Source organism: Acinetobacter sp. UC24323 (assembly GCF_024151445.1).
Taxonomy (GTDB): Bacteria; Pseudomonadota; Gammaproteobacteria; order Pseudomonadales; family Moraxellaceae; genus Acinetobacter; species Acinetobacter baumannii.
Genome location: NZ_JAHIBY010000010.1, coordinates 150,020 through 161,736, shown reverse-complemented (window position 1 = coordinate 161,736; position 11,717 = coordinate 150,020). Strand labels below are relative to the sequence as shown.

The 11,717-nt window shown below is 41.9% G+C and carries 9 protein-coding genes; 4 read left to right on the top strand and 5 right to left on the bottom strand.

What is annotated here, in order from left to right:
• Positions 1 to 109: 109 nt before the first annotated feature.
• Complete coding sequence (gene add, locus KNQ97_RS14655) at positions 110 to 1,105, bottom strand: adenosine deaminase (protein ID WP_253612400.1); 996 nt, start codon at positions 1,103 to 1,105, stop codon at positions 110 to 112.
• 400 nt (positions 1,106 to 1,505) lie between these two features.
• Between add and KNQ97_RS14650 the strand changes: the two genes are divergently transcribed.
• Positions 1,506 to 2,681 (top strand): zinc-binding dehydrogenase, encoded by a 1,176-nt coding sequence (locus KNQ97_RS14650; RefSeq protein WP_151283420.1) that lies wholly within the window; start codon positions 1,506 to 1,508, stop codon positions 2,679 to 2,681.
• Positions 2,682 to 2,771: 90 nt separating this feature from the next.
• On the opposite strand, the gene KNQ97_RS14645 is transcribed toward KNQ97_RS14650, so the two are convergent.
• Positions 2,772 to 3,719, bottom strand: coding sequence for a LysR substrate-binding domain-containing protein (locus KNQ97_RS14645; RefSeq protein WP_001254613.1), 948 nt, complete (start codon positions 3,717 to 3,719; stop codon positions 2,772 to 2,774).
• Between the two features lie 245 nt (positions 3,720 to 3,964).
• Here KNQ97_RS14645 and KNQ97_RS14640 point away from each other — a divergent pair, with 245 nt between their 5' ends.
• From KNQ97_RS14640 to KNQ97_RS14630, 3 genes are all read left to right on the top strand, one after another.
• Positions 3,965 to 5,185, top strand: coding sequence for an acyl-CoA dehydrogenase (locus tag KNQ97_RS14640; RefSeq protein ID WP_002055095.1), 1,221 nt, complete (start codon positions 3,965 to 3,967; stop codon positions 5,183 to 5,185).
• 226 nt (positions 5,186 to 5,411) lie between these two features.
• Positions 5,412 to 6,734 (top strand): MFS transporter, encoded by a 1,323-nt coding sequence (locus KNQ97_RS14635; RefSeq protein WP_253612399.1) that lies wholly within the window; start codon positions 5,412 to 5,414, stop codon positions 6,732 to 6,734.
• A gap of 52 nt (positions 6,735 to 6,786) precedes the next feature.
• A complete protein-coding gene (locus tag KNQ97_RS14630) occupies positions 6,787 to 8,016 on the top strand; it encodes a CaiB/BaiF CoA-transferase family protein (RefSeq protein ID WP_253612398.1) in 1,230 nt (409 codons plus the stop codon).
• 104 nt (positions 8,017 to 8,120) lie between these two features.
• Here KNQ97_RS14630 and tcuB read toward each other — a convergent pair whose 3' ends face one another.
• From tcuB to KNQ97_RS14615, 3 genes are all read right to left on the bottom strand, one after another.
• On the bottom strand, positions 8,121 to 9,254 hold the full coding sequence (gene tcuB / locus KNQ97_RS14625; protein WP_253612397.1) for a tricarballylate utilization 4Fe-4S protein TcuB: 1,134 nt from the start codon (positions 9,252 to 9,254) through the stop codon (positions 8,121 to 8,123).
• Positions 9,244 to 10,650 carry an FAD-dependent tricarballylate dehydrogenase TcuA gene (gene tcuA, locus KNQ97_RS14620; protein WP_253612396.1) on the bottom strand — a complete coding sequence of 469 codons (1,407 nt, stop codon included), beginning with the start codon at positions 10,648 to 10,650 and terminating at the stop codon, positions 9,244 to 9,246. The genes tcuB and tcuA overlap by 11 nt, the downstream gene beginning before the upstream one ends.
• A 103-nt stretch (positions 10,651 to 10,753) precedes the next feature.
• The gene (locus KNQ97_RS14615) at positions 10,754 to 11,683 is read right to left on the bottom strand and encodes a LysR substrate-binding domain-containing protein (protein WP_253612395.1); all 930 of its coding nucleotides are present in this window, start codon (positions 11,681 to 11,683) and stop codon (positions 10,754 to 10,756) included.
• Between the last annotated feature and the right edge of the window lie 34 nt (positions 11,684 to 11,717).

Below are 11,717 nucleotides of genomic sequence, written 5' to 3'. Positions count from 1 at the left end.
TCTGTTCTCTGTTCTCTGTTCTCTGTTCTCTGTTCTCTGTTCTCTGTTCTCTGTTCTCTGTTCTCTGTTCTCTGTTCTCTGTTCTCTGTTCTCTGTTCTCTGTTCTCTGTTATTGATATTTCTGCCTTAACTCATCTTTTTCTTGATCTGATAGAAATGCGATTTTTAGGCCGTTTTCTTGAGCTGTATAAATTTGCTCAGGGCTTAAACCTGCTAATGGGGCAGCAGTTAAATATTCATGCTGTATCTCAATGCCTTCAACTGCTGGGTCATCTGTATTAATGGTGGCAAGCACACCATGTTCTAAAAAAGTCTTTAATGGGTGTTCTGCTAAAGAAGGCACTGTGTTGGTTTGAATGTTCGAAGTCAGGCAAGATTCAATACCAATCTCATGTTTAGTCAAATAATCTAAAAGTTTTAAATCTTGAACTGCTTTAACACCATGTCCAATTCGTTCAGCACCTAATTCTTCAATGGCTTGCCAAATACTTTCTGGACCAGCAGCTTCGCCTGCATGTACCGTAATGTGCCAACCTGCATCATGTGCTTTTTTAAAGTGATCAATAAATAAATTGCCCGGAAAACCAAGCTCATCTCCAGCAAGATCCAACGCTTTAATATCATTTTTATGGGCAAGCAGGGCATTTAATTCTTTTTCGCAGGCTTCTTGACCAAAAGTACGACTCATAATGCCAATTAAATTCGCTTTTACCCTGTACACCTGACTACCCTCTTTTACGCCAGCAATCACAGCTTCAACAACACCTTCGAGCGGGAGTTGATGTGTCATTCCCATATAACCCGGGGAAAAACGCAGCTCTACATAGTCTAGGCCTTGCTGTGCTGCATCTTGCATGTTTTCAAAAGCAATACGTTTGCAGGCATCTAGGCTCGCTAATACTTTTACACCCCAATCGAGCTTAGATAAAAAACTTAATAAGTCTGGTTGGTTATCCATCACTTGTACGTGGGGTCGTAAAGATTCAATGTCGTAAGCAGGTAAATCTAAATTGTATTGTTGCCCCAAGTCTAAAATGGTTTGAATGCGGATGTTGCCATCAAGGTGGCGGTGTATATCTGTAAGTGGAAGCGTTTTAGTAATCATAAATTTCTTCTTATCTGTTGCTATTAATTCATCATGCCTGTTTAGATGCACTGATAAAAGTTTGGATTTGCTATGTTTTTGTGAAAAGCGTTGAGTTGAGTTTTTTGAACTTACTATATTTGTATAAGTTTTAATTTTGATGACATTGTTCTGGCCTAAGAAGACAACGCAGTCTGTGTAAGATACAAGCACCAAGATTTTTATTGTTTTTAATTTCGCTGAGCCTGTTTTGTTGACTCTTCAAGAGTGGATTGGCTGAAGAATGGTCATTGGTATTTTGCCTTTTAGTTGTAAAGATGAATAAAGGCTTGCTAAAGACCAAATTGATAAAGCGATTAATTTATCTGTAGAAATCTATTTCTAGCAAGTAAATGAAAAAGAAGAAATAGGAAGGGCTCAAATGAAGTCGGTACTTTGTCATCAAGCAAAACTACAAGTGGTGGACCAACCGAAATTAACGCCTGCAAAAGGGCAAGTTTTATTGGAAGTGGTGCGATGCGGGATCTGTGGTTCAGATTTACATATGCAGCATCACTGCGACCACATGCATGATTTGGCTGCACGTGTCGGGTTTAATGGTTTAGCGAAGTCTACAGATCCGTTTGTACTAGGACATGAGTTTTGCGGCAAGGTTTTAGACTATGGCCCAAAAACACGTCATAAATTTAAAGCAGATACACTTGTTTGTGCAATGCCGCTTTTAAATGTAGATCCGCATGGTTATTTGTCTACAGGGCTTTCCCCAAATGCTTCAGGTGGTTATGCCGAGCAAGTATTGGCTCAATCAAGCTTGATGTTTGAAGTACCGAATGGTCTAGATGCCGATAGTGCTGCCATGACTGAACCTATGGCGGTTGCATTGCATGCTGTTCGCCGTAGCCGTGTGAAAACTGGTGAACCTGCGATTGTAATTGGCTGTGGCCCTGTTGGGCTAGGTGTCATATTAATGCTTAAAGCAGCTGGGGTTAAAACTGTAGTTGCCAGCGACTTTTCACCAAACCGCCGTAAGCTTGCCGAGCAATGCGGTGCAGATATTGTGGTAGATCCTAAAGAGACATCGCCATTTGCTAACTGGAAAGAGTTTGGTTTGCTTGGCAATGTTTCTGATGCCATTAACATGGGCATGGGGCTGTTTGATAAGTTGCAAGCGACACGCTTACCTTGGTGGCATGGATGGCGCATGATTGACAAATTAGGCGCTCTACCAAAACGTCCTGTTATTTTTGAGTGTGTAGGCGTACCGGGTGTTTTGCAGCAAATTATTGAAGGTGCACCTTTGTTTTCCCGAATTGTTGGGGTGGGTGTCTGCATGCAAAGTGACAAAATCGAACCAGCACTTGCGATTAATAAAGAGTTAGAAATTCAGTTCGTGTTGGGCTATACACCGCTTGAGTTTCGAGATGCGCTACACATGATTGCAGAAGGTAAAGTGAATTGCTCACCGCTCATTACCGGTGTTGTTGGCCTAGAAGGGGTTACGAGTGCATTTGAAGCATTACGTGATCCTGAACAGCATGCCAAAATCTTGATTGATCCGAAACGTAGCGGTTCAGACATTCAATTAATGAGTCATTAATTTCAAAGTCATTTACGCTTAACTAAAAAGGTTGTGATTTGATTAATCACAACCTTTTAAGAGTATTGAGCGTAAATGAAAGCTGCTGAGCTAATTCGTATTAGTCTTTAGTTGTTCTAGTTCTTGGTAAATCCACTCAACAAATTTTTGAATAGTCGGTGAGATGTCTTGGCTCGAATGAATGAGATAGTATTTTCGGCTACCTTTTAATTTTTTATTAGAAACAATCACCAGTTCTTTTTTTTGTAGTTCAGACTCAATCAACATTTGTGGAATTAAAGCCATTCCCATGTCATGACTGGCAGCAACGGCAAGCATCGAAAATAACTCATGGCGTTGTCCATCAAAAGGCTTCGGGTGTTGCATCTGATGGGTTAGAAACCATTCTTGCCAAATGCTAGGCCGAGTGGTTTGTTGAAGTAGGGGGATTTTCAGTAAATCTTCAGAGCTTAAATCATAGGTATTTTCATTGATCATGACTGCATCTGGAAAATACTTTTCGATGAGTCTCGGCGAGCACACGGGTACAATTTCTTCATCCATTAAATAATGTGCTTGTATGCCGGGCCAGTGATCAATTTGCTGCTGCGTACCTGCAAAAATAGCAGCGTCAAAAATATTGTCATTAAATAAAAAGGGCTTGGTACTGGTTTCTAAGTGAACCGTAATTTCAGGGTGTTTTTGATTTAAAAGATGGAGCTTGGGTAACAACCAGCGCGTTGCAAAGGTAGGTACCACGCCTAACTTTAATGTTCCACCTAAACCTTTATGAGAAATCACATCGGCTGTACATTTCTCTAGTCCTAACAAGTAAGGTTTAATGCTTTTAAAATACTGTTGACCTGCAATGGTGAGTTCAACACCATGCCGAGTACGTATAAAGAGTTCAACGCCCAAGAAATCTTCTAACTGCTGAATTTGGCGCGAGACTGCACTTTGGGTAATACATAACTCTTGGGCAGCATAGGTATAACTTAGATGTTTTGCTGCACTTTCAAAGCAAATCAGGCCCTGAATGGATGGGATACTTCTTCGCATAAATAAATCCTTTTATTTGTCGTCATATTTCAAAACAGCATATGACCTAAATGCAGAGAGCAGAGTTTAGTATAAAAATAAGCCATTTTTAATGAAATACAACGAATTAAATATCTAAATTTAATGCATCTTATTTTAAATATGCGTAAGTCGCATATCTGCATGAACATTTATCGTTTGATTACTGCATTTTTCACGCATAACATCGAGTTAAATAAAGAAGATCAAATCAAGCAGAGGATGCGATGAATCACATGGTGACAACAAAAAAAGCAAAAGTTCAATTTAACTGGCAAGACCCATTTTTAATTGAGCAACAGCTTACCGAAGATGAGCGCATGATTCGTGATGCAGCTCATGCCTATTGCCAAGAACGTTTGCAACCACGTGTACTTGAACAATTTCGTCATGAAACAACAGATCCATCTATTTTCCGTGAAATGGGAGAGCTAGGCTTACTGGGTCCAACCATTCCTGAGCAATATGGCGGCGCGGGTTTGAACTATGTGAGTTACGGTTTGGTTGCACGTGAAATTGAATATGTCGATTCGGGTTACCGCTCTATGGCGAGCGTGCAAAGCTCATTGGTCATGGTTCCGATTCATGAATTTGGTACCGAAGAGCAAAAGCAAAAGTATTTACCTAAACTAGCTACGGGTGAATATATTGGTTGTTTTGGTTTGACAGAACCTGATCATGGCTCAGACCCGGGCAGTATGATTACCCGTGCTAAAAAAGTTGACGGTGGTTATCGTTTGACTGGCGCAAAAATGTGGATTACCAATAGTCCAATTGCCGATGTATTTGTCGTTTGGGCAAAAGAAGTTTCTGCTGAAGGTAATGTTGGCGATATTCGCGGCTTTATTTTAGAAAAGGGCTGGGAAGGTCTATCTGCACCTGCCATTCATGGCAAGGTTGGTTTACGTGCATCGATTACAGGTGAAATTGTAATGGATAACGTATTTGTACCTGAAGAAAATGCATTCCCTGAAATTCGAGGTTTAAAAGGCCCATTTACCTGTTTGAACAGTGCCCGTTATGGTATTGCATGGGGCGCAATGGGTGCTGCCGAGTTCTGCTGGCATACTGCACATCAATACACCATGGACCGTAAACAATTTGGTCGTCCGTTGGCTGCAAATCAGTTGATTCAAAAGAAACTCGCAGATATGCAAACTGAAATTGCTTTGGGTTTGCAAGTAGCGTTACGTTTTGGCCGTATGAAAGATGAAGGTATTGCGTCAGTTGAGGGTACATCCCTAATTAAGCGTAATAACTGTGGAAAGGCGCTTGATATCGCTCGTATGGCGCGCGACATGATGGGTGGAAATGGTATTAGTGACGAGTTTGGCGTAGCACGTCATTTGGTTAATCTTGAAGTCGTAAATACCTATGAAGGTACACATGATGTTCATGCTTTGATTTTAGGTCGTGCTCAAACAGGCATTGCCGCATTTAGTAACTAGCTCATTCATTTTTAAAAATAAGGGTGTTCTTTCGGGAGCACCTTTAGGGATTTTTACGCAAAAATTTATGGATAATGACAAGATTCATCGTAAGGATACTCATGTGAAGATGTACCTCTGTGTACTTAAATTTGAAAGTAAGTTGATGAAAAGTATAGAAGATTAAGTCATACAGAAAACATAAGTAAGCTACCGATGACTCATTTGGGAAAATGAGGAACTAAAGATGAACAATGACGTTCAAGTAATATCGAAAGAATTAAGAAATACATTTCCAAGTAACCTTGGGACATACGAAAGGATTGGCCCTCATACATGGAAATGGGCGTTGTTATTTGCCTATTTTGCAATGGTGGTCGATGGCATTGATATTATGCTGCTGTCTTATAGCTTGACCAGTTTAAAGGCAGAGTTTGGTTTAAGTACCTTTCAAGCGGGTGCCTTAGGCAGTGCCTCTTTGGCGGGTATGGGTATTGGCGGTATTTTGGGTGGTTGGGCATGTGACAAGTTTGGCCGTGTAAGAACCATTGCGAACTCGGTAACCTTCTTTTCGGTAGCGACTTGTTTGTTAGGCTTTACGCAAAGCTTCGAGCAATTTATGGCTTTACGTTTTATTGGTGCTTTGGGTATTGGGGCACTTTATATGGCTTGTAATACCTTAATGGCTGAATATGTACCCACCACTTACCGTACAACGGTATTGGGCACGTTACAGACGGGTCAGACTGTAGGTTATATTGCGGCAACCCTTTTAGCAGGGGCAATTATTCCAGATCATGGCTGGCGTGTTTTATTCTTCCTGACCGTTGTACCTGCTTTCGTTAATATTTTCCTACAACGATTTGTGCCGGAGCCAAAATCTTGGCAGCTCACCAAAATTGAAAGCTTGCAAGGCAGCAGACAGTCTAAAGAAAGAGTGGTGGCTGAAAAGCCAAAAAGTAGCAGCATTTATAAGCAAATCTTTAATAACTTTAAACACCGTAAGATGTTTTTGTTGTGGATGACCACAGCATTCTTCTTACAGTTTGGTTATTACGGCATTAACAACTGGATGCCAAGTTATTTAGAAACAGAAGTGCATATGAACTTTAAAAACTTAACCAGTTATATGGTGGGTTCATATACCGCAATGATTTTAGGCAAAATTTTAGCAGGTTATCTTGCTGATAAGTTTAATCGTCGTGCCGTTTTTGTGTTTGGAACAATTGCCAGCGCCGTGTTCTTGCCAATCATTATTTTCTTTAATACCCCTGACAATATTTTGTATTTATTAATCACCTTTGGCTTCTTATATGGCATTCCATACGGTGTGAACGCGACTTATATGGCTGAAAGTTTTTCAACCGATGTGCGCGGAACAGCCATTGGCGGTGCCTATAACATTGGTCGTGTCGGGGCAGCGATTGCACCAGCCACCATTGGATTCTTGGCATCGGGCGGTACGTTTACTATGGCCTTTATTGTGATGGGTGCTGCGTATTTTGTTGCGGGTGTATTGCCGGGCTTATTTATTAAAGATCGTCAGTACGATCCGCAAAAACAATCATAAACAATGACAAGAAGGTGCGTTGAGTACCTTCTAAAAAGATAAGGGTATCGTTATGGGTGCATTACAAGGAATTCGGGTTTTAGATTTAAGTCGTGTGCTTGCAGGGCCTTGGTGCGGACAGATCTTGGCTGACCTTGGTGCGGAAGTCATTAAAATTGAACGTCCTCGAGTAGGTGATGACACTCGTATGTGGGGACCACCATGGATGCCCGATCAAGATGGAAACATGACTCGTGAATCTGGCTATTTTCAGTGTACCAACCGCAATAAATATTCGGTTGCGGTGGACATTACCACATCAGAAGGTCAGGCTTTAATTTATGAAATTGCCAAGACTGCCGACGTGGTAATTGAAAATTATAAGACAGGGTCTTTGGCTAAATATGGCTTGGACTATGCGTCATTAAGTGCGTTAAATCCAAATATTATTTATTGCTCGATTACTGGGTTTGGGCAAGATGGCCCACGTGCAGAAGAACCCGGTTATGATTTTATTATTCAGGGTATGTCTGGCTTAATGAGCATTACTGGCGAGCCTGATGATGTGGCAGGTGGTGGTGCGCAAAAAGTTGGTGTGGCTGTGGTAGACATTCAAACTGGTTTGTATTCAACCATCGCGATTCAGGCTGCATTGATTGCACGCTCGCAAACGGGACGTGGTCAATATATTGATATGTCACTCCTGGATGTGCAGGTCTCGGCACTGGCAAATCAGGGAATGAACTATTTAGCTTCGGGTAAAGCCCCGCAGCGCATGGGTAATCAACATCCGAGTATTGTGCCATATCAAACTTTTAAGGCTAAAGATAAAGAATTTATTATTGCTTGCGGTAACGACAAACAGTTTAAAGATTTATGTATTGCGATTGGTTATCCAGAGTTACTCGAAAATGAAAAGTTTGTACGCAACCAAGACCGCGTAAAATTTCGAAATGAACTGATTCCTTTATTGTCGAAGCACTTTTTGCAGAAAACTGCCAAAGAATGGGTTGAGATGATTCATGCGCTTAAAGTTCCCGTAGGTGTTATCAACTCTATTGAAGATGCTTTAGCTGAACCACAAATTGTACATCGCAACTTGGTGGTGAACATTCCTCATCATTTAAATGAAAACTTCCGAACCATTGGCTCACCCATCAAACTGTCTGATACTCCCGTTGAATATCATCATGCACCGCCAGAGCTTGGTGAACATACTGCTCAAATCTTATCGAGATTTAAAACAGCAGAAGAGCTTGCTACGTTAAAAGAGAAAGGCATTATTGATGGAAAAATTGCTTAAGCTATTACCGTTTTCAATATGTCCATTCAATTATCATTGTAGTTGAATATAAAAAACCGCTTTTATAGCGGTTTTTTATTAGGAAGTTTTTCTAATCTTAAACATTATGACTTCTTCGAAATACGCTCTTCGATGGCAAATTTGAGTAAAGAAGCACTGCGGTAAAAACCATGTGCGAACTTTCCAAATGGCATGGTAATGAAGAATGTCATGACCGTAGCTAAATGGAAAATCAGTAAAAGTGCCATGTAAGGGGTATTGCGAAATGCCATGAGTGCTAACCCTGAAGCGCTAACGATAAGTAGAAGGAAAATAAAGCCTCGATCTACAGGTTTTTGCTCACGGTCACCATGCAACGGATGACGTTTAAGATTTAAATAGAGTAAGCCAGCAGGCCCGACAACTAAGCCAATTCCACCCAAAGTACCCAAAATCACAGGCAAGCTAAAGATAGGGTAAGGCGCATGTAGGTCAAGAAAATAGTGATATAAAGTCGCTACACCTGTAGCTGCAAAGCAGAGCATAAAGCCATAAAACGTCAGGTGATGGAACACACGGCGGATTTGTGTGTAACGGTCATCTTGCTCATTACAGCCTTTGCCATGTCCACCATCTAAATATTTAAGTGTTAATACGTTTTGGGTAGCTTGAACCAGATCGGGTTTCTCAACTTTGCCATGAATGACTTTAGACGTCTGTCGCCAGAATTTGCTAATTCCGATGCCGAGTAAAACAATTGCAACTGTAAAGGTCGCTCCAAACAATAGGGCTAAAAAGTTATGCGGGAAAATCGCATAGAAATTACCTTGGTAACCTGCAAACAGGTCAGTGCCTTTGTACCACACCACAGCTAACATGCAAAAAAAGAAAATAAGTGTTAAAGCTGAGACAAAAGGAATACCTACAGACTTATAAAGTCGGCCTAAAGGCTGAGGGGTCGCAAATTCTTGATAAGTTTCTAAACGTACTTGTGCCATCGCTTTTGGAATGTTTACCCCAAACTCGTGTGGTGGAGCATATTGGCAAGCATGTAAACATGCACCACAGTTATGGCACAGGTTTGCCATGTAATGAATATCGGCTTGGTTAAACTCAAGACGTTTGGTCATAGCCGCAAATACAGCACAAAAAGACTCACAGTAGCGACAAGCATTACAAATCTGTAGCACTCTTTGAACTTCCTGCTCATGGTCAGAGAGCTGAACAACTGGAATTAGGGCTTTGGTACTAGCATTCATGTTCAACTCCTTGTGAAAGTGCATAGTGGGCGGCATTTTTTCCGGCAATGCGTCCAAAGGTTGTGCCGATCGACATGCCAACGCCTGCGGTATAACCCTGACCAAGTACGTTACCTGCCATCATTTCACCTGCGACAAATAGGTTACGGCTTGGTTTATTGTTAAAACGCACCGCAGCATCGTCTTCGACTTTTAAACCTAAATAGGTAAAGGTAATGCCGGGTTTAAGCGCATAGGCGTAGAAGGGTGGTTGATCGAGAGGAACGGCCCAGTGGGTTTTGTTGGGAACAATATTTTCGGTGGTGCAGTCATCTAAAACCGTGTGGTTAAAGGTGCCTTGTACGCAGGCTTGATTAAATTCTTCTACGGTGTGGCATAAGGTTTTTGCATCTAGCCCGATTTTTTCGGCCAGTTCTTGAATGCTATTTGCTTTCACACCCGCAAACACAGGTGGCATAAAGCGACCAATGGCTTTTGAGTCGATAATCGAATAGGCGATTTGCTGAGGTTGTTTGGCAACAAGGCGGCCCCAAATCGCATAACGTTTTGGCCAGAAATCTTCGCCCTCATCGTAAAAACGTTCAGCTTTGTTATTGACTACAATTCCCAGTGAAACGCAGTCAATACGGGTGCAGATGCCGCCGTCATATAACGGTGCGCGTGCATCTACCGCCACACAGTGCGATTGTGATGGGTCACCAATAATATCGGCGCCTTGATCTATCATAAATTTGAGTAAGTTGCCCTGATTAAAACGGGTACCACGAATAATGAAATTATCGGCAGGCCATTCGCCGTTTTCATTTTGCCCCCATGCTTCTCTTAACCATTCGAGATTTGACTCAAAACCACCTGCGGCCAATACACAGCTTTTCGCTTTAAATACACGACCATCTTCCGCAATTGCAGCTTCAAAATGTCCTTGATTTAACTTTAGATCTTTAATTTTTGTGTTGTATAAAATTTCGACACCAAGTTCTTGGGTGCTACGGTAATAGGCATTAATGAGAGCTTTACCTCCACCCATAAAAAAGGCATTGGTACGTGCAACATGTAAGGCACCTGAGAGCGGCGGCTGAAAATTCACACCATGTTTACGCATCCAGTCACGACAGGTCGCCGTGCTACGAATAACTAGACGAGCTAAGTGCTCATTGGTTTTGCCCGCAGTCACTTTAAGTAGGTCTTGCCAATATTCTTCTTCAGGGTAGGCATCGACTAATACATCTTGAGGAGCATCATGCATGCAACGGAGGTTACGAGTGTGTTGTGAGTTACCACCACGCCACTCTTTGGGCGCTGCCTCTATTACCAGTACAGAAGCACCACTTTCTTTTGCTGTGAGCGCGGCACACAGTGCGGCATTCCCACCACCAATTACAATCACATCATGCATGGATTTCTCCCTTTCTCAGCTAGGGCTAATGTAGCTTCAAAAGGGAAGATGAAGTGAGAGGCTAGGCTTGAATGGGTGTTTAGTAAAAATAAACACTAATGGCTTAAGTGTTTATGAGTTCCGCACCGGGCCAGCGCTTTTCATTAATCAAGTTTGCTACACAGGCACGAATCACCACTTTTGTGGCTAAGGTGGCAGGCGAGAGCTCTTCTTCAGAGAGACTAATTAAATAATTAATACGTTCAATAGCAGGTTCTATAACGCGCAGTAAACACAGGTCTTGCCGCGAGTTTAACGATGCACCCGCAGGTTGGATGGTTGCCATTTCGAGTTGGCTAATGCTTTCCATTAACAAGTGCAGCCCATCAATTTCATAGGCCACTTTAAGTTGGTGAATTTTCTGATCGAGCAATAAACGCAGTCCATGTCGTTGGCTCGGTAAAATCAGTGGAAGTTCTTTAAGCTGTGAATGATTAATGGTCTGAGTGTCGATACAGCTTTCAAGGTCGAACTGACTCAGCACTTCTTTAGGCGAGATTAAAAACATCTGTTCTTTGACTAAAGGCTGTATGGCCCACTGTGGGTCGACATCGTCACTAAAGATGATCGCGACATCGAGCTGCCTTGCATTCACCAAAGCTTTGAGGTCACCCGATAAGCCTTCGATTAAACGGACTTTAATATCGGGATAACGATTTCTCATGAGTTTTAAAAAATGCGTGCCTATAACAGCCGCAACACTCGGTGAAAAACCCACGGTGACGTGACCACTTAAACGTGAGGAGTGCGCAGAGTCTACGGCATGGTCTAGGTGTCTAAGTGCCAGTTGCACTTGTTGAAAAAAAGCTAAACCCGCAGGGGTGGGAACCGTACCCAAAGCGGTACGTTGTAAAAGGCGAATAGAAAGCTCGCTTTCTAATTTTGAGATTTGCTGGCTTAATGCAGAAGTTCCAATATCGAGATTTTTTGCAGCTTTACCCAAGCTTCCTGACTCGATCACTGCAATAAAATACTTTAATTGTTTAAGTTCCACGGCAAATACTACATTAACCTTTATGGATTAATTC